The sequence below is a fragment of the Klebsiella planticola ATCC 33531 genome, assembly GCF_000735435.1.
GTDB lineage: Bacteria > Pseudomonadota > Gammaproteobacteria > Enterobacterales > Enterobacteriaceae > Klebsiella > Klebsiella planticola.
The window spans coordinates 172,304-190,527 of the sequence record NZ_JMPP01000024.1 but is presented as its reverse complement, the minus strand read 5'-3'; the positions used below and the strand labels follow the sequence as shown (position 1 = coordinate 190,527).

At 55.8% G+C, this 18,224-nt stretch carries 16 protein-coding genes; 11 read left to right on the top strand and 5 right to left on the bottom strand.

Annotated features, from left to right (window positions below):
- Nucleotides 1–270 precede the first annotated feature (270 nt).
- Nucleotides 271–1,452, top strand: coding sequence for a sugar efflux transporter SetB (gene setB, locus GRPL_RS13795; RefSeq protein ID WP_032686698.1), 1,182 nt, complete (start codon nucleotides 271–273; stop codon nucleotides 1,450–1,452).
- Here the strand turns inward: setB and GRPL_RS13800 are convergent.
- Nucleotides 1,449–1,703, bottom strand: coding sequence for a YkgJ family cysteine cluster protein (locus tag GRPL_RS13800; RefSeq protein WP_032699108.1), 255 nt, complete (start codon nucleotides 1,701–1,703; stop codon nucleotides 1,449–1,451). The genes setB and GRPL_RS13800 overlap by 4 nt on opposite strands.
- Nucleotides 1,704–1,852: 149 nt before the next feature.
- Between GRPL_RS13800 and yeiP the strand changes: the two genes are divergently transcribed.
- Nucleotides 1,853–2,425, top strand: coding sequence for an elongation factor P-like protein YeiP (gene yeiP / locus GRPL_RS13805; protein WP_004864815.1), 573 nt, complete (start codon nucleotides 1,853–1,855; stop codon nucleotides 2,423–2,425).
- 120 nt (nucleotides 2,426–2,545) lie between these two features.
- Here the strand turns inward: yeiP and uxuA are convergent, their stop codons facing one another.
- Nucleotides 2,546–3,736 (bottom strand): mannonate dehydratase, encoded by a 1,191-nt coding sequence (uxuA, locus tag GRPL_RS13810; RefSeq protein WP_032686695.1) that lies wholly within the window; start codon nucleotides 3,734–3,736, stop codon nucleotides 2,546–2,548.
- A gap of 206 nt (nucleotides 3,737–3,942) precedes the next feature.
- Here uxuA and GRPL_RS13815 point away from each other — a divergent pair, with 206 nt between their 5' ends.
- From GRPL_RS13815 to yejF, 9 genes are all read left to right on the top strand, one after another.
- Complete coding sequence (locus GRPL_RS13815; RefSeq protein WP_032695445.1) at nucleotides 3,943–5,409, top strand: mannitol dehydrogenase family protein; 1,467 nt, start codon at nucleotides 3,943–3,945, stop codon at nucleotides 5,407–5,409.
- A 121-nt stretch (nucleotides 5,410–5,530) separates the two neighbouring features.
- Nucleotides 5,531–6,508, top strand: coding sequence for a CobW family GTP-binding protein (locus tag GRPL_RS13820; RefSeq protein WP_032699106.1), 978 nt, complete (start codon nucleotides 5,531–5,533; stop codon nucleotides 6,506–6,508).
- A 42-nt stretch (nucleotides 6,509–6,550) separates the two neighbouring features.
- A complete protein-coding gene (locus GRPL_RS13825; protein WP_032699104.1) occupies nucleotides 6,551–7,258 on the top strand; it encodes a phosphatase PAP2 family protein in 708 nt (235 codons plus the stop codon).
- A gap of 425 nt (nucleotides 7,259–7,683) precedes the next feature.
- A complete protein-coding gene (gene mepS, locus GRPL_RS13830; protein ID WP_032686691.1) occupies nucleotides 7,684–8,256 on the top strand; it encodes a bifunctional murein DD-endopeptidase/murein LD-carboxypeptidase in 573 nt (190 codons plus the stop codon).
- Nucleotides 8,257–8,437: 181 nt separating this feature from the next.
- Nucleotides 8,438–10,012, top strand: a complete 1,575-nt coding sequence (locus tag GRPL_RS13835) for a cyclic di-GMP phosphodiesterase (RefSeq protein WP_032699103.1) — start codon at nucleotides 8,438–8,440, stop codon at nucleotides 10,010–10,012.
- A 30-nt stretch (nucleotides 10,013–10,042) separates the two neighbouring features.
- Nucleotides 10,043–11,854 carry an extracellular solute-binding protein gene (locus tag GRPL_RS13840; RefSeq protein ID WP_032699101.1) on the top strand — a complete coding sequence of 604 codons (1,812 nt, stop codon included), beginning with the start codon at nucleotides 10,043–10,045 and terminating at the stop codon, nucleotides 11,852–11,854.
- A gap of 9 nt (nucleotides 11,855–11,863) precedes the next feature.
- The gene (locus tag GRPL_RS13845) at nucleotides 11,864–12,958 is read left to right on the top strand and encodes a microcin C ABC transporter permease YejB (RefSeq protein ID WP_032686688.1); all 1,095 of its coding nucleotides are present in this window, start codon (nucleotides 11,864–11,866) and stop codon (nucleotides 12,956–12,958) included.
- Nucleotides 12,958–13,983: a microcin C ABC transporter permease gene (locus GRPL_RS13850; RefSeq protein WP_032695449.1), complete on the top strand. Its 1,026-nt coding sequence runs from the start codon at nucleotides 12,958–12,960 to the stop codon at nucleotides 13,981–13,983. The genes GRPL_RS13845 and GRPL_RS13850 overlap by 1 nt, the downstream gene beginning before the upstream one ends.
- Nucleotide 13,984: 1 nt before the next feature.
- Nucleotides 13,985–15,574, top strand: coding sequence for a microcin C ABC transporter ATP-binding protein YejF (yejF, locus tag GRPL_RS13855; protein WP_032699100.1), 1,590 nt, complete (start codon nucleotides 13,985–13,987; stop codon nucleotides 15,572–15,574).
- A 3-nt stretch (nucleotides 15,575–15,577) separates the two neighbouring features.
- Here yejF and GRPL_RS13860 read toward each other — a convergent pair whose 3' ends face one another.
- From GRPL_RS13860 to rsuA, 3 genes are all read right to left on the bottom strand, one after another.
- Entirely contained in the window at nucleotides 15,578–15,922 is a 345-nt protein-coding gene (locus GRPL_RS13860) for a YejG family protein (RefSeq protein WP_004864837.1), read from the bottom strand.
- A gap of 333 nt (nucleotides 15,923–16,255) precedes the next feature.
- The gene (locus tag GRPL_RS13865) at nucleotides 16,256–17,452 is read right to left on the bottom strand and encodes a Bcr/CflA family multidrug efflux MFS transporter (protein WP_032686684.1); all 1,197 of its coding nucleotides are present in this window, start codon (nucleotides 17,450–17,452) and stop codon (nucleotides 16,256–16,258) included.
- The gene (gene rsuA / locus GRPL_RS13870) at nucleotides 17,449–18,168 is read right to left on the bottom strand and encodes a 16S rRNA pseudouridine(516) synthase RsuA (RefSeq protein WP_004864842.1); all 720 of its coding nucleotides are present in this window, start codon (nucleotides 18,166–18,168) and stop codon (nucleotides 17,449–17,451) included. The genes GRPL_RS13865 and rsuA overlap by 4 nt, the downstream gene beginning before the upstream one ends.
- Between the last annotated feature and the right edge of the window lie 56 nt (nucleotides 18,169–18,224).

Below are 18,224 nucleotides of genomic sequence, written 5' to 3'. Positions count from 1 at the left end.
CCTGATGGAGAAACTCCCGATGACGCTGAAACGTTTCAATGAGTCTGTACCTTTCTTATCCACTGCGCAAGATCTGTTATCAACCTGATAACGGAAATTAGAGGTGCAGCACATTTTTGCTGAAGTCCGACGTTCGCATTCAGCCCGGCTTCAGCTTTTTGCTGAAACCACTAATTTGAAACTGCTTTTTAATTTTCCATACCATACTACTGTTCATTTTCTGAGTGACGGCGTAAACTCCGCTGCTCAGACAATTACAGATAGCCACCCATGCAAAACAGTAGCGCCGCCCTCCCCCGACGCGGGTTCGATTTAACCTCTTCTGCTTTCCTGATCGTTGCCTTCCTGACGGGCATTGCCGGCGCGTTGCAAACGCCGACCCTGAGCCTGTTTTTAACCAATGAAGTGCATGTGCGCCCGGCGATGGTCGGCTTCTTTTTTACCGGTAGCGCGGTGATCGGTATTCTGGTCAGTCAGTTTCTCGCCGGGCGCTCGGACCGCCAGGGCGATCGCAAGCAGCTGATTGTCTTTTGCTGCCTGCTTGGGGTTCTGGCCTGCCTGCTGTTCGCCTGGAACCGCAACTACTTTATTCTGCTCTTCGTCGGGGTCTTCCTCAGCAGCTTCGGCTCCACCGCCAACCCGCAGATGTTCGCCCTGGCGCGCGAGCATGCCGATAAAACCGGCCGCGAAGCGGTGATGTTCAGTTCCATTCTGCGTGCCCAGGTCTCGCTGGCGTGGGTGATCGGCCCGCCGCTGGCCTACGCGCTGGCAATGGGGTTCGGCTTTACCGTGATGTATCTCTGCGCCGCGGTCGCCTTTGTGGTCTGCGGGGCGATGGTGTGGTTCTTTCTGCCCAGTATGCGCAAAGAGAAGCTGGCGGCGGCAGGTCATCTGGAAGCGCCGCGCACTAACCGCCGCGATGCGCTGCTGCTGTTCAGCGTCTGTACATTAATGTGGGGCATCAACAGTCTGTACATCATTAACATGCCGCTCTATATCATTAATGAGCTGCATTTATCAGAGAAGCTGGCCGGGCTGATGATGGGGACCGCCGCCGGGCTGGAAATCCCGACGATGCTGATTGCCGGCTATTATGCCCGACGCTTTGGTAAGCGCTTTTTGATGCGCCTCGCTGCGGCGGCAGGAATACTGTTTTACGTGGGGATGCTGCTGGTGCATACGCCCGCTTTACTGCTGGCTCTGCAGGCGCTGAACGCGATATTCATCGGTATTCTGGCAGGTATTGGCATGCTCTATTTCCAGGATCTGATGCCCGGCCAGGCCGGCGCTGCCACCACGCTGTATACCAATACCACCCGCGTCGGCTGGATTATCGCCGGCTCGCTGGCGGGCGTGGTGGCAGAAATCTGGAGCTATCACGCTGTTTTCTGGATTGCCCTCGGCATGGGCGCGGTGTCATTGCTTTGCCTGTGGCGCATTAAAGACGTTTAAGGCGCGGTGCTCGCTTCCAGCTGGATAAGATAGGTCATGGCCGCTTCGCGATTTGTCGAACACATCTCCAGGACGGGCTGCAGGCTGGCGCAGACTTTTGGTCTGAGCGGCGACGTGAAGATGTTGCACAGATTCTGTTCCGAAAGCTGGACGCAGCGCGTGTTAGCAGGCTTGCCGTCAGGCATTCCGGGGATTGGGCTTGAGATAGAAGGAGCGATACAGCAGGCACCGCAATCGATACGACATTCCATAAATGACTCTCTTGATGTTGCGGTTCACGGCCCAGCCTAAACGTTTTGTCCGGAGATAGCAAAACTCGCGAATTCCGCTTGCCTGAAAGCCCCGGCACGAGTAGTTTTACGCGATATTTTTTGAACCGTTAAGTGACAGGATTACTGCAATGCCAAGAGCGAATGAAATTAAAAAAGGTATGGTGCTGAATTACAACGGCAAGCTGCTGATTGTAAAAAATATTGATATTCAGTCGCCGAGCGCCCGTGGCGCAGCAACGCTGTACAAAATGCGTTTCTCTGATGTACGTACCGGCCTGAAAGTGGAAGAGCGCTTTAAAGGCGACGATATCGTTGATACCGTTACCCTGACCCGCCGTTTCGTTGACTTCTCCTATGTTGACGGCAACGAGTATGTGTTTATGGATAAAGAAGATTACACGCCATACACCTTCACCAAAGAGCAGATTGAAGAAGAGCTGCTGTTCATTCCGGAAGGCGGCATGCCTGACATGCAGGTTCTGACCTGGGATGGCCAGCTGCTGGCGCTGGAGCTGCCGCAGACCGTGGATCTGGAAATCGTGGAAACCGCACCGGGCATTAAAGGCGCCTCGGCAAGCTCGCGCACCAAACCGGCGACCCTGAGCACCGGCCTGGTGATTCAGGTTCCGGAATACCTGACCACCGGCGAGAAAATTCGTATCCATATCGAAGAAAGCCGCTATATGGGTCGCGCGGACTAAGATCGCGTCATGTCGGATAAGGGTGGAAACGCCCTGTCCAGCCCCCCCGTCGCATCGGCCGGGCAGTAAGACCAAAAAGGACAGCCAGAGGCTGTCCTTTGTATTTTTCCGCGGCCAGAATTACAGCAGTTCCGGATACTTCGTCATCTTCAGCGCCAGCTCAACGCCGCGTACTTCCGCCATCCCCTTCAGGCGACCAATCGCCGAATAGCCCGGGTTGGTTTTCTTACGCAGATCGTCCAGCATCTGATGGCCATGGTCCGGACGGAACGGAATCGGACGCAGATCGCCCGCATGCTTGCGGCGCAGCTCTTCGCTCAGAATCGCATCCACCACCGCCACCATATTAACGTCACCGGTTAAATGCGCCGCTTCGTGGAACGTTTTTGGGTTCTCTTCACGGCAGGTCGAACGCAGATGGGTAAAGTGGATCCTGTCGCCGAAGGTTTCGACCATTTTCACCAGATCGTTATCGGCACGCACGCCGTAAGAACCGGTGCACATCGTAAAGCCGTTGTTGATGCTGTCCACGGTCTCTTTCAGCCACTGCATATCTTCGATGGTCGAAACGATACGCGGCAGGCCAAGGATCGGGCGCGGCGGATCGTCCGGGTGAACGGCCAGCCGCACGCCCACCTCTTCACAAACCGGCACGATAGCGCGCAGGAAGACGGCCATATTTTCACGCAGCTGCGCTTTATCAATATGATCGTATTCCGCCAGGCGTGCGCGGAACTGTTCGAGGGTATAGCCTTCTTCCGCTCCCGGCAGGCCGGCAATAATATTGCGGGTCAGCTTTTCAATATCCGCTGCGCTCATCGCCGCAAAACGAGCCTGCGCCTGGCGCTGCTCCTCTTCACTGTAATCTGCCTCGGCGCCAGGGCGCTTCAGGATATGTAACTCAAAAGCGGCAAACGCGATTTGGTCAAAACGCAATGCTTTCGAACCGTCCGGCAGTTGGTACTCAAGGTCAGTGCGCGTCCAGTCGAGAATTGGCATGAAGTTATAGCACACGGTATCAATCCCGCAGGCCGCCAGGTTGCGAATGCTCTGCTGGTAGTTGGCTATCCAGGTCGCACACTGCCCGCTTTGGGTTTTGATCTCTTCGTGTACCGGGATACTTTCCACGACCGACCACGTCAGCCCTTTTTCCGCCAGCAGCGCCTGACGCTGTTTAATTTCGTCAACCGGCCAGACTTGACCATTAGGAATATGGTGCAGCGCAGTGACCACACCCGTCGCGCCAGCCTGCCGTACATCATCAAGCGACACCGGATCGTTCGGTCCATACCAACGCCAGGTTTGTTCCATCGCTATGCCCTCTCAAAGTTGTTATACCAATAACGCAAACATCAATGATGACTACCATACAGGCTTCTCGACAGGGATCAATTTATCCCGCTAAATTGATTGATCCAGCTCACACTAAGCGTATAAATACGGCTCACCAATTTAATTTGTTGTCATATAACTTTACACTGGCATTGTTAATCATTGGTTAATCAGGTGTGTAAAGAATGACAACTATTGCTACCGCTACGCTGCCAGAAGGCGTGCAGCTTCCTCAGTACGATCGCAGCCAGCTGCGCTCGCGCATTGTGCACTTCGGCTTCGGGGCGTTTCATCGCGCTCATCAGGCCCTGCTTACCGATCGGGTGCTGAACGCCAGCGGCGGAGACTGGGGGATCTGCGAAATTAGCCTGTTCAGCGGCGACCGACTGATGAGCCAGCTCCGTCAGCAGGACCACCTGTTCACCGTGCTGGAAAAAGGCGCGCACGGCAACCAGCCGATTGTCGTGGGCGCCGTTCATGAATGTCTGAATGCAAAGCTGGACTCTCTGCCCGCGATCATTGAAAAATTCTGCGAACCGCAGGTGGCCATTGTCTCACTCACCATTACGGAGAAAGGCTACTGCATCGATCCCGCCAGCGGCACGCTGGACCTGACGCAGCCGCGCATTATTCACGATCTGGAACATCCCGCGCTGCCGCAGTCGGTGCCGGGAATACTGGTTGAAGCCCTGTCTCGCCGCCGCGAACGCGGCCTGCCGCCGTTTACGGTACTCTCCTGCGATAATATTCCTGATAACGGTCACGTGGTGAAAAATGCGGTTCTGGGCATGGCGGAAAAGCGCGCCCCCGAACTGGCGCAGTGGATTGCTGAACACGTCAGTTTTCCCGGCACCATGGTTGACCGTATCGTGCCTGCCGCTACCGATGAATCGCTGGCTGAAATCAGCGCCACGCTCGGCGTAGAAGACCCTTGCGCCATCAGCTGTGAGCCATTTATTCAATGGGTCATTGAGGATAACTTCGTGGCGGGCCGCCCGGCGTGGGAAATCGCCGGCGCCCAGATGACCGATAATGTGCTGCCGTGGGAACAGATGAAGCTGCGGATGCTCAACGGCAGCCACTCCTTCCTTGCCTGGCTCGGCTACCTTGCCGGCAATGCGCATATCAGTGACTGCATGCAGGACGAGGTGCTGCGCAGCGCCGCTCGCCGGCTGATGCTTGACGAACAGGCCCCGACTCTTGCTATCGAAGGCGTCAATCTGACGCACTATGCCGACAGCCTGATCGCACGCTTTAGTAATCCAGCGCTTAAACATCGCACCTGGCAGATAGCGATGGACGGTAGTCAGAAGCTTCCGCAACGTATGCTTGACGGTATTCGCGTTCACCTCCAGCGCGGTAGCCGCTGGCCGTTGCTGGCGCTCGGGGTGGCAGGCTGGATGCGCTACGTCAGCGGTATAGATGATGCTGGTCAGGCTATTGATGTTCGCGACCCGCTGAGCGAGAAGATTCAGGCTCTGGTTGCCGGCAGCCGCGACGAGGAACGCGTCAGCGCCCTGCTCTCACTGGAAGAAATCTTTGGTCGCGATCTGCCGCGCAATACGCTGTTTGTGGATCACATCACCGCCGCCTGGCGTCAGCTTTCTGCCGTCGGTGCCCGCCAGGCCATCGCCAACGTGCCCGGGATTTAACAATTGCTGCTCTTTAGCGGACAGAATTCTTTTCTGTCCGCCGTAGCCCTTCTCTTTTCCCCTTTTTTTCGTCAGGATAGTCCCAACTGTTACAACATTACATTTGTATCCTGGAGAAAATGTGACCAAAACCAACTTGATCACGGGGTTTCTCGGCAGCGGTAAAACGACCTCGATTCTTCATCTGCTGGCCCACAAGCCTGCAGATGAAAAATGGGCCGTGCTGGTTAATGAGTTTGGCGAAGTGGGTATCGATGGCGCTTTGCTCGCCGATAGCGGCGCGCTACTCAAAGAAATTCCCGGCGGCTGTATGTGCTGCGTCAACGGCCTGCCGATGCAGGTTGGGTTGAATACCCTGCTGCGCCAGGGGAAACCGGATCGTCTGCTGATTGAGCCTACCGGGCTCGGCCATCCCAAACAAATTCTCGATATTCTGACCGCCGCCGTCTACGAGCCGTGGATCGATCTTCGCGCCACCCTGTGCGTGCTCGATCCCCGCCAGCTGCTGGACAGTAAAGTGATGGCGAACGCCAACTTCCGCGATCAGCTGGCGGCGGCCGATGTCATTATCAGCAATAAAACGGACCGGATGACGGCAGAAAGCGAACGGGCCTTTGACGCCTGGTGGCAGGAGCACGCGGGCGAGCGTCTGCATATTGGCGCCACCCACGGCAATATCGACCCGCAGCTGCTGGATTTACCGCGCCTGAATCTCACACCGCTGCCGGAAAGTGCCGAACATACGCACAGCCACGGGCAGAAAAAAGGTCTGGCCGCGCTCAGCCTGCCGGCCCACCAGCGCTGGCGCCGGAGCCTCAACAGCGGTCAGGGTTACCAGGCCTGCGGCTGGATTTTTGATGCCGATACAATCTTTGATACGATTGGCCTGCTTGAGTGGGCTCGTCTGGCGCCGGTTGCCCGCGTCAAGGGCGTGATGCGTATTGCGGAAGGTCTGGTACGCATCAACCGTCAGGGACTTGATCTGCATATCGAAACCCAAAACGTTGCGCCGCCGGACAGCCGTATTGAACTGATTACCGAATCCGAGGCCGACTGGAATGCGTTACAAGCCTCTTTGTTGAAACTTCGTTTAAGTTAAGGCGGGTATGTTTCCCGCCGTCTTACACAACTCGCAACTGTTATGATTAAAAACCGAATTCCCCTGATCCTGCTGCTTAACGCCGCGGGCTTTGCCCTCTTTTTTTCGTGGTATTTGCCCGTTAATCATGGTTTCTGGTTACCGCTGGATTCCGCCATTTTCCACTTCTTTAACCAGGGTGTGGGAAAGAGTCAGGCTTATGCCTGGCTGCTGGCTATCATCAATAACCGGGCTTTTGACGCCTGCTCTTTGCTGGCGATGGGCGGCCTGATGCTGAGCTTCTGGTTGAAGGAGCAAAGCGCCGGTCGCCGACGGATCGTCATTATCGGTCTGGTCATGCTGCTGTTCGCGGTAGTCATTAACCAGCTGGCGCAGCATCTGATGCCGGTTAAACGCGCCAGCCCCTCGCTCACGTTCAGCGAGATTGTAAAAGTAAGCGATGTGGTCGCCTTCCCGACCAAAGATGCGTCGAAAGACAGTTTTCCCGGCGATCACGGCATGATGCTGCTGATTTTCGCCACCTTCATGTGGCGCTATTTTGGCCGTCGGGCATTGGCTATTGCTTTGACTATTTTTGTCGTTTTCGCTTTTCCGCGGGTCATGATCGGCGCCCACTGGTTTACCGATATTGCCGTTGGTTCATTGACCGCCGTCCTCATTGGCATCCCCTGGGTGCTGATGACACCATTAAGCGACACATTGATCGCCTGGTTTAACCGTTCGCTTCCGGGCGGAGTGGGTAAAAATTAATCTCTTCCTTACATATTATTAACTATATCCATAAGGGATCGTTCTCGGTCCCTTTTTTATTTGTCCATCTTTTTATCGCCCGCGTCATCTTCCTGTCACATTAATCATCTTACAAATGAAGTAATTGCATATTTTTTACCCACAGCTGCCGCTATTTTGTGCTTTCCCGATGATTCACTTTTAGATGCACAAATTCTTATAAGAAATCGCGCGAAACCGCTCGCCATCCCACGTTTGATAGGGTAATCTCAATCTCGTTTTGCCTTTCCAGTAACGTCAATCCGGCTCAAAAATAAATTTGTGCGGTATCCCACAAATTTAGGTTTAAGGAATTGTCTCATTGCTGGCAGGTATTTAGGCTCTAACACGTTTGGCATTTTTTATAACGACATTGTCGTTAAGGACAACAAGGGAAAACAAACAGCATGGTCAAATCTCAGCCGATTTTGAGATATATGTTGCGGGTAGTGCCCGCGATAGCAGTGGCAGTTTTGCTCTCTGCCTGTAGTTCGACAAGTAGTACCGCAAAGAATATGCATTCTGAGACGCATGCTGTGGGTAGTGGCGATTTATCATCACTGCAAGCCTCTCAGGATGAATTTGAAAAGATGGTCAGCAATCTGGACGTTAAGTCCCGTTTGATGGACCAGTATGCCAGCTGGAAAGGCGTGCGTTACCGCCTCGGCGGCAGCACCCGGAAAGGCATTGATTGCTCTGCCTTCGTGCAGCGTACTTTCCGTGAACAATTTGGTCTGGAACTGCCCCGCTCCACTTCTGAGCAGCAGGATTCCGGCAAGTCCATTTCACGCTCTCAACTGCGTACCGGCGATTTAGTTCTGTTCCGGGCGGGCTCCACCGGTCGCCACGTCGGTATCTATATCGGCAACGATCAGTTCGTCCATGCTTCCACCAGCAGTGGTGTGACCATCTCCAGCATGAACGAGCCGTACTGGAAGAAGCGCTATAATGAAGCGCGACGAGTTCTGAGCCGCTCGTAATCCTTTCTGTCGTGAGTTATCCCTTGGCTGACCTCAGAACAAAAAACACTGCTGCGGCGGTGTTTTTTTTTGCCTGTTTACCTGTGAATGCCGCAATATAAGCTATCCCTTTAAGTGGCGATAGAGAAAACGTTTTCTACCCATTGGCGCAACTCATTAACATGGACCGACTATAGAGCCTATGCTTACCCGTTACCTGTCACCCCGGCGTAATATCTGGCTGACCAGCATACTCATCGGAGTGATCGTCGCCCTGCTGGCCGGTAGCATTCAGGTTATGGTGATTTACCATAGCCGGTCTGAACGTTTTGACAGTATCATCGACAACGTCAACGTCTACCTGACTGAATACTTTAGCCAGCTCGAGAAGACGATGGTCGGCCTGCAGCCGCTGGTCAATCAAAAATGTGAAAATATTGTGTCAGACCTGACCGCACGGGCAGCCTTTAGCCCAAACGTACGCGCGTTTTTGCTGGTAAAAGAGGGCGTCGCCTTTTGCTCCTCCGCCACTGGCCCCATGAATACTCCGCTGGTGCAGCTCATCCCCCATCTCGATACCCGTAAAGCGGTCGACATGCGGCTCCTGCCGGGAACACCGATGATGCCTGATAATGCCGCCCTGGCGATGTGGGTACGCAATCCACACGACGATAACGATGGCATTTTCGTCTCAATCAATACCAACCTGACACCCTATATTCTTTATTCCGCCCGCCAGAACGATTTCAGCAGCATCGCGCTGGTTGTCAACGATACCGCCCTCTCCACCCTGACCAACCGCCTTATTGACCCGCAGAATCTGCGCGCAGAGCCGATTCGTCAGGTACAAATCAAAGGGCTGCCGCTGAAAGTCTATCTCTATGCCAACAGCTGGCTATCGGAAAATACGCTATTCTCGCTGCTGCTCGGCGTCGTGTGCGGTCTGCTGGCTGGCCTGGTGAGTTACTACGTGCTGACGCTGAAATCCGATCCGCGTAAAGCCATTCTGCTGGGGATAAAAAATAATCAGTTCTATGTTGTCTATCAGCCGGTAGTCAAAGCCGATACCCTGCGCATCAGCGGTATTGAAGTACTGATGCGCTGGCGCCATCCGGTAGCCGGGGAAATCCCGCCCGACGTGTTTATTAACCTGGCGGAAACGCAGCAAGTGATTGTGCCGCTCACTCATCATTTATTAGCACTGATCGCCCGCGACGCCCCGACCCTGCAAAAAATTCTGCCCGCCGGTAGCAAGCTGGGGCTGAATATCTCACCGGCCCATCTGCACGCCGACGAATTTCAGGATGACCTGCAGCAGTTCGCTGCATCCATGCCAGCCAACCACTTCAATGTGGTTCTCGAAATTACTGAACGCGCGATGATCGATAAAAACAGGTCGTTGGCCATCTTTGACTGGCTGCATGAGCAGGGGTTTGAGATTGCGATTGACGATTTTGGTACCGGACATAGTGCGCTTATCTACCTTGAGCGTTATAAATTTGACTATCTGAAAATCGATCGCGGCTTCGTGCAGGCCATCGGAACCGAGACCGTCACCTCCCCGGTGCTGGATGCGGTACTGACGCTAAGCCGCCGCCTGCAGCTCATGACCGTTGCAGAAGGGGTCGAAACACCGGAGCAAGCGGAGTGGTTACGCAAACATGGCGTAAACTTCCTGCAGGGCTATTGGCTGAGCCGCCCGCTGCCGCTGGAAGCGCTGATCGCGGCACATGATGAACCGGCTAACTATTTTTCCGCCGGTAATGGCTCTTTATGATGTCTGCCCACAGAGGATATTAATCTGGCTATGTTTGCGCGTGTCTGCCTGATATTACTGACCCTGTTCAGCCTGAATAGTCAGGCGCAAACCATAACCATAAAAGAGGGCAGCACTTTTGCCATCATTGGCGAACCGAAATACGCCGTCGGCTTTGACCATTTTGATTATGCCAATCCCAGTGCCCCGAAAGGGGGAACAATAGTCAACGCCAGCATTGGCACCTTCGATAACTTCAACCGCTATGCGCTGCGCGGCAACCCGGGAGTACGTACCGACGCTCTGTACGACACGCTGTTCACCACCTCCGATGATGAACCGGGCAGCTATTATCCGCTCATTGCCGCACACACGCGCTACGCCGATGATTTCTCGTGGATGGAGATAACCCTCAATCCGCACGCCCGTTTTCATGATGGCAGCCCGATTACCGCCGGCGATGTCGCCTTCACGTTCCACAAATTTATGACCGAAGGGGTACCGCAGTTCCGCTTGTTCTACAAGGGGACCCGCGTCGAGGCCATTGCGCCGCGCACCGTGCGCATTACGCTGGCGCAGCCTGGCAAGGAGAACATGCTGAGTCTGCTCTCCCTGCCGGTGATGCCTGAGGCATTCTGGCGCAACCATAAGCTCAGCGACCCGCTTTCCACCCCGCCGCTGGCCAGCGGCCCCTATCGAATTACCGACTGGCGGATGGGTCAGTACATCATCTACTCGCGGGTGAAGGACTACTGGGCGGCCGACCTGCCGGTGAACCGCGGGCGCTGGAATTTCGACACGCTGCGCTACGACTACTACCTTGACGATAATGTCGCCTTTGAAGCCTTTAAGGCCGGCGCCGTCGACCGACGCGCAGAGACGATGGCCAAAAACTGGTCGACCCGCTATGTCGGACGCAATTTTACCCACGGCTATATTGTCAAAGATGAGTACCCGAACACCTCGGCGCAGGATACCCAATGGCTGGCGTTTAATATCCAGCGCCCGGTGTTTAACGACCGCCAGGTCCGGGAAGCCATCACCCTCGCCTTTGATTTCGAGTGGATGAACAAGGCGCTGTTTTATGGCGCCTACAGCCGGGCCAGCAGCTACTTTCAGAATACCGAATATGCGGCGCGTCACGCGCCCGATGCCGAAGAGCTCGCCCTGCTGACGCCAATGAAGGCCGATCTGCCGCCGGAGGTTTTCACCTCCGTCTATCAGCCGCCGCGATCCCGCGGCGATGGGTTCGATCGCACAAATTTGCTGCAGGCGGATGCGTTGCTTAAGCAGGCGGGCTGGGTGCTGAAAAACCAACGTCGAATCAACACCGTCACCAGCAAGCCGCTGCGCTTTGAACTGCTGCTGCCTTCCGGGGGCAACGATCGCTGGGTGCTGCCGTTCCAGCATAATCTCCAGCGCCTCGGTATTACGATGGATATTCGCCAGGTCGATAATTCACAGTACAGTAACCGCCGACGCAGTCGTGACTACGATATGATGCCCATCGTCTGGCGCGCGACGCCCTGGCCCGGAACCGACCTGCAAATCTCCTGGGATTCGTCATATATTCACTCCAGCTACAATGCGCCCGGGGTTCAGAGTCCGGTGGTGGACAAACTGATTGCGCAGATCATCCGCTGGCAGGGGAATAAGCAAAAGCTCCTGCCTCTGGGGCGCGCGCTGGACCGGGTGCTGACCTGGAACTATTACATGCTGCCGATGTGGTATATGGCGCAGGACAGGACGGCGTACTGGGATAAATTCTCCTTCCCGCAGACCCGTCCCGTCTACTCATCCGGGTTCGATACCTGGTGGTATGACGTGAACAAAGCGGCAAAACTACCCGCGGACAAACGGTAAGGAATAACGATGGGCGCATACCTGATCCGCCGGCTGTTGCTGATAATCCCCACGCTGTGGGCGATCATTACGATCAACTTTTTCATTGTCCAGATAGCCCCGGGCGGCCCGGTCGATCAGGCCATCGCCGCCATTGAGTTCGGCAACCGTGGCGGCTTACCGGGCGCCGGAGAAAGCGGTATGGCTGCCAGCCATGCCCGGACCGGCGTCGGCAACATCAGCGAAGGCCATTATCGCGGCGGGCGCGGTCTCGATCCGGAAGTGATTGCCGAAATCACCCACCGCTACGGCTTTGATAAACCGCTCCACGAACGCTACCTGAAAATGCTCGGCGACTATCTGCGCTTCGATTTTGGCGACAGCCTGTTTCGCAGCGCGTCAGTCTTGCAGCTGATCAAAAACAGCATGCCGGTCTCCATCACCCTGGGGCTGTGGAGCACGCTGATTATCTATCTGGTCTCGATTCCGCTCGGCATCCGCAAAGCCGTCCATAACGGCAGCCAGTTTGATATCTGGAGCAGTACGCTGATCATTATTGGCTACGCCATCCCGGCCTTTCTGTTCGCCATTATTCTGATCGTGCTCTTCGCGGGGGGCAGCTATCTGGACCTGTTTCCGCTGCGCGGGCTGGTGTCAGCTAATTTCGATAGCCTGACGTGGTATCAGAAGGTTCTCGACTATCTCTGGCACATTACGCTGCCGGTGCTGGCGACGGTCATCGGCGGCTTTGCGGCGCTCACCATGCTGACCAAGAACAGCTTTCTTGACGAGATCCGCAAGCAGTATGTCGTGACCGCACGCGCCAAAGGGGTGGGCGAAAAGCATATTTTATGGGGCCATGTTTTTCGCAATGCCATGCTGCTGGTGATCGCCGGTTTCCCGGCGATGTTTATCAGTATGTTTTTCACCGGTTCCTTGCTGATTGAAGTGATGTTTTCCCTCAACGGCCTGGGACTGCTGGGCTATGAGGCGACCGTTTCCCGTGATTACCCGGTGATGTTCGGCACGCTGTATATTTTTACCCTGATCGGCCTGCTGCTGAATATTGTCAGCGATATCTGCTACACGCTGGTCGATCCGCGTATTGATTTTGAGGGCCGCTGATGTCTTTTCTGAGTCCCGTTAATCAGGCCCGCTGGGCGCGTTTTCGTCACAACCGCCGCGGCTATCTGTCGCTGTGGCTGTTTATGATTCTTTTCGTGTTCAGCCTGTGCGCCGAACTGATTGCCAACGACCGCCCGCTGCTGGTGCAGTATCGCGGCAGCCTGTACGTTCCGGCATTGAAAAATTATAGCGAGACGACCTTTGGCGGCCCGTTTGCTACCGCCGCCGACTACCAGGATCCGTGGCTGCAAAAGCAGCTGGATGATAACGGCTGGATACTGTGGGCGCCGATCCGATTTGGCGCCACCACCATCGACTTCGCCACCCAAACGCCCTTCCCTTCTCCCCCCTCGACGAGAAACTGGCTGGGTACCGATGCCAACGGCGGCGACGTGCTGGCCCGTATTTTATACGGCACGCGAATATCGATTCTGTTCGGCCTGCTGCTGACCTTTTTCTCCAGCGTACTGGGGGTACTGGCGGGTGCCATTCAGGGGTACTACGGCGGCAAGATTGACCTGTGGGGTCAGCGATTTATTGAGGTGTGGTCAGGCATGCCAACCCTGTTCCTGATTATTTTACTCTCCAGTGTCGTCCAGCCGGGCTTCTGGTGGCTGCTGGCCATTACGGTACTGTTCGGCTGGATGGCGCTGGTCGGCGTCGTGCGGGCGGAATTCCTGCGCACCCGTAACTATGACTATATTCGCGCGGCGCAGGCGCTGGGGGTCAGCGATCGGCATATTATCCTGCGCCATATGCTGCCCAACGCCATGGTCGCCACTCTGACCTTCCTGCCGTTTATTCTGTGCAGCTCCATCACTACCCTGACTTCCCTCGATTTTCTCGGCTTCGGCCTGCCGCTCGGTTCGCCATCGCTTGGCGAACTGCTGCTGCAGGGGAAAAACAATCTGCAGGCGCCGTGGCTGGGCATCGCCGCCTTTCTGTCGGTCGCGGTGCTGTTATCGTTGTTAATTTTCATTGGTGAAGCCGTCCGCGACGCCTTCGACCCCGGTAAGGCGGTATAACATGACGCAGCCTTTGTTAGAGATAGACAACCTCTCCATCGCCTTCCGCCAGCAGGGGAAAACGCATACCGTCGTCAGCGAGCTCTCCCTGAATATTGGCGCCGGGGAAACCCTGGCGCTGGTGGGGGAATCCGGCTCCGGTAAAAGCGTCTCCGCGCTCTCGGTGCTGCGGCTGCTCCCCTCTCCGCCGGTCTGCTACCCCGGCGGAGACATTCGCTTTCACGGCCAGTCGCTGCTTCACGCCGATGAGCGCACGCTGAGTCAGGTGCGCGGTAATCGGATCGCGATGATTTTTCAGGAACCGATGGTGTCGCTCAATCCCCTGCATACGCTGGAAAAGCAGCTGTATGAAGTGCTGTCTTTGCATCGCGGTATGCGCAAAGAGGCCGCGCGAGGTGAGATCCTTAACTGCCTGGAGCGGGTCGGTATCCGTCATGCCGTACGCCGGCTGGCGGACTACCCGCATCAGTTTTCCGGCGGCGAACGCCAGCGGATCATGATTGCCATGGCGCTGCTCACCCGTCCAGAGCTGCTGATTGCCGACGAACCCACTACCGCCCTGGACGTGACCGTACAGGCGCAAATCCTGCAGCTGTTACGCGAGCTGAAAAATGAACTGAATATGGGGCTGCTGTTTATTACCCATAACTTAAGTATTGTCCGCCAGCTCGCTGACCGCGTGGCGGTGATGCAAAACGGTCGCTGCGTCGAACAAAACGCCTGTCGGGCGCTTTTTGCCGCCCCCGAACACCCTTATACCCGTCGTCTGCTGGACAGCGAACCCGCCGGCAGGCCGGTGCCGCTGGCCACCGATGCGCCGCTGCTGCTGAAGGCCGTCGATCTGAGCGTCGCCTTCCCGGTGCGTAAAGGGCTCCTCCGCCGGGTAGTGGATCATAACCGGGTGGTCAACGCGCTCAATTTCCAGCTGCGCGCGGGGGAAACCCTGGGCCTGGTGGGCGAGTCGGGATCGGGCAAAAGCACCACCGGGCTGGCCCTGCTGCGCCTGATTGCCTCGCAAGGGACGATCGCCTTTGAGGGGCAGGCGCTGCAGGGACGTAGCCGTCGGCAAATGCTGCCGCTGCGCCGCCAGATGCAGATAGTCTTCCAGGATCCCAACTCGTCGCTGAATCCCCGGTTGAACGTGCTACAGATTATTGAAGAGGGTCTGCGCGTCCACCAGCCAACGCTAACGTCGGCCGCGCGTGAACAAGCGGTGATACAGGCGATGCAGGAGGTGGGGCTCGATCCGCAAACGCGGCATCGCTATCCGGCTGAGTTTTCCGGTGGCCAGCGTCAGCGTATTGCGATTGCCCGGGCGCTGATCGTGAAACCTCAGCTCATCGTGCTGGATGAGCCCACGTCGTCGCTGGACAAGACTGTCCAGGCGCAAATACTGGCTTTGCTGAAAGCGTTACAGCAAAAATATCGGCTGGCCTATATTTTTATCAGCCATGATTTACGCGTAGTGCGGACGTTGTGTCATCAGGTGATGGTGTTACGGCAGGGAGAAGTCGTCGAGCAGGGGGAGTGCGAACGCGTTTTTACCGCTCCACAGCAGGAATATACCCGCCAGCTTCTGGCGCTGGGCTGACGGTCAGAATGGGTTGTGGCCAGAGAACGGTTCGGCAATCGCCACGCCGAAATTTTTCAGTCGACAGGTTGCCGCAAACTCGTCCTGTAAATTCACAAACAGGCACGGCTCCCCTTCACACTCAACGATGGAGCAATCGACTTCGATGTCGCTGAGGGCCTGGCTGAGCTTATGCATCACCGGCCACGCTTTCTCTCCGTCCGGGCTGAGTAGCTTCAGCGCAACGAGGCTGTTTTCACTCTCGGCGCCGTTTTGCGGAATCGGTTCAACTCTTGAACCCGCAAAACCGGCCAGCCAGCGATAGCTCTGCGGCAGACGGTGTACGATAGAGAGTTGCTGTGTATTCACTTAGTTTCCCCGGAAGCAAAATGCTTCACAATAAATTTACATCAATATTAACACATCGTTGACAAATAGTCCTGCATCAGCATAGAAAACGTTTACACCCGCGTCACGCCAGGGTTAACGACTTATAATCCAGAACCTTATAGTTTCGCTGCGGAAACAGATCGGGGCTATATGTACCCGTTTCTGTGATCCAAAACAACTTTTTTATCGCAACAATGCGACTTTTTACACTAATTGATTTTACATAAAAGAAACAAATTACAGAACCGGGAAGCCCATCGCGGTTGATGTGCATCAAAAAAGGGGCGGAAATCGCCCCTTGTGGCAGGTATTTTAGTGCGCGGTTTTACGTCGCCGACTGGCGTAGAGGTAAAAAAGGATGGAACTGCTGGCGCAAAATGCGATCGAAATCAGCATCGGCCAGGCGGTAGTAAAGGTGGCCATGGACAGCAGCGCGCCAATAATCGCCCCGATGCCAAAGCGGAAGGTCCCCGCCAGCGATGAGGCGGTGCCCGCCATATGCGGAAACTCGTCCAGAATGACCGCCATCGCGTTGGAGGAGACCATCGAAACGCAGCCGACAAACGCGGCAACGCCGACCACCAGCGCCCAGAATCCGACATCCAGCAGCGCGCAGACCACCATCCATACCGCCATCACAAACTGAATCCACAGCCCGGCGCGGAACATATTCAGCGCCCCGACCCGTCGGACAAAGCGGCTGTTAATGATGGTCATGATGAACAAGAAGACAATGTTCAGCGCAAAATAGTAACCAAAGTGCTGCGGCGAAACGTGGTTGATATTGATGTAGACAAACGGCCCGGCGCTCAGGAAGGAGAACATCCCGGCAAAGCTGAAGCCACTCGCCAGCATATAGCTCAGCACCCGCTTATGCCGGAACAAGGTCGCAAAGTTACCCAGCGTGGTGCGCAGACTAAATTTTTGTCGCCGTTCAACCGGCAGCGTTTCGCTGATGAAAAAAGCAATCATCGCCGAGGCCAGCAGCGCCGCCAGCGCGAGAATCCAGAAGATCGCATGCCAGCTGAACCACACCAGAACGGCGCCCCCTACCATCGGCGCAACCAGCGGCGCGATAGTGGTGACCAGCATGACGAACGACATCATCCGCGAAAACTCTTCTTTCGGATAGATATCGCGCATCAGGGCGTTGATGACCACGCTTGCCGCCGCAGCCGCCAGACCGTGGAAGAAACGCATGGTAATCAGCATGTCGATAGTCTGCGACAGCGCGCAGGCCACCGCAGCCGCGGCGAAAATCAGCGTTCCTCCGAGGATCACCGGCTTACGGCCGATGCTGTCGGCCATCGGGCCATACAGCAGCTGACCGAAAGCAAAGCCCAGAATATAAGTACTGAGCGTCATCTGCGCACTGCCGTCCGGCACATTAAACTGCGCCGAAATCACCGGCAGCGCCGGGAGGTACATATCAATCGACAGTGGCATCAACATGGCCAGCAGGCCAAGAATAAACACAATCCCCAGTGAAGAATTCTGCTTTGCCGTCACGTTTTACTCCGTGCATGCTGGAGGCCAACGCTGGCTATCTCGTCTTCCGTCAGCGGGCGGTATTCGCCAGGCTCCAGAGATTCATCCAGCATGATGTCGCCAATACGTTCACGATGCAGGCCGACGACGTGATTACCCACCGCCGCGAACATGCGTTTCACCTGATGGTAGCGCCCTTCGCTTATCGTTAAGCGCACTTCCGTTGGCGTCAGCACTTCCAGACGCGCAGGTTTCGTCAGATCCTTTTCATTGTGCAGCTGAACGCCTTTCGCAAACTGTTCAGCCGTTTGCTCATCCACCGGGTTTTCCAGCGTCACCAGATAGGTTTTCTCACAGTGATGGCGCGGAGAAGTGATGCGGTGCGACCACTGCCCGTCATCGGTCATCAGCACCAGTCCGGTGGTGTCGATATCCAGTCGACCTGCGGCATGCAGCTTATGCGCGACCGGGACATCCAGGAAATAGAGAATCGTTGGATGATCCGGATCGTCCGTGGAGCAGACGTACCCCTGCGGCTTGTTGAGCATAAAGTAGCGCGGGCCGTTCTGCTGAGTCAGCGTATTGCCGTCATACTCCACGTCGTGCTCTGGCTGGAGCTTAAACGACGCATCTTTGACGATTTCGCCGTCTACGAGAACGCGGCTGCTGCGGATTTCACGCCCGGCAATAGCCCGACTGACGCCAAGTTGCTGAGCGATAAACTTATCAAGTCGCATGAGATTTTTTTAGCCTGTAATAATGCTGGAGCGGGCAAACGCCCGAAAAAGAAGAA

Bases quoted from the DNA above. Each gene is read 5' to 3' on its own strand.
- setB (WP_032686698.1), top strand. From the start codon at position 271: ATGCAAAACAGTAGCGCCGCCCTCCCCCGACGCGGGTTCGATTTAACC.
- GRPL_RS13800 (WP_032699108.1), bottom strand. From the start codon at position 1,703: ATGGAATGTCGTATCGATTGCGGTGCCTGCTGTATCGCTCCTTCTATC.
- yeiP (WP_004864815.1), top strand. From the start codon at position 1,853: ATGCCAAGAGCGAATGAAATTAAAAAAGGTATGGTGCTGAATTACAAC.
- uxuA (WP_032686695.1), bottom strand. From the start codon at position 3,736: ATGGAACAAACCTGGCGTTGGTATGGACCGAACGATCCGGTGTCGCTT.
- GRPL_RS13815 (WP_032695445.1), top strand. From the start codon at position 3,943: ATGACAACTATTGCTACCGCTACGCTGCCAGAAGGCGTGCAGCTTCCT.
- GRPL_RS13825 (WP_032699104.1), top strand. From the start codon at position 6,551: ATGATTAAAAACCGAATTCCCCTGATCCTGCTGCTTAACGCCGCGGGC.
- mepS (WP_032686691.1), top strand. From the start codon at position 7,684: ATGGTCAAATCTCAGCCGATTTTGAGATATATGTTGCGGGTAGTGCCC.
- GRPL_RS13835 (WP_032699103.1), top strand. From the start codon at position 8,438: ATGCTTACCCGTTACCTGTCACCCCGGCGTAATATCTGGCTGACCAGC.
- GRPL_RS13840 (WP_032699101.1), top strand. From the start codon at position 10,043: ATGTTTGCGCGTGTCTGCCTGATATTACTGACCCTGTTCAGCCTGAAT.
- GRPL_RS13845 (WP_032686688.1), top strand. From the start codon at position 11,864: ATGGGCGCATACCTGATCCGCCGGCTGTTGCTGATAATCCCCACGCTG.
- GRPL_RS13850 (WP_032695449.1), top strand. From the start codon at position 12,958: ATGTCTTTTCTGAGTCCCGTTAATCAGGCCCGCTGGGCGCGTTTTCGT.
- yejF (WP_032699100.1), top strand. From the start codon at position 13,985: ATGACGCAGCCTTTGTTAGAGATAGACAACCTCTCCATCGCCTTCCGC.
- rsuA (WP_004864842.1), bottom strand. From the start codon at position 18,168: ATGCGACTTGATAAGTTTATCGCTCAGCAACTTGGCGTCAGTCGGGCT.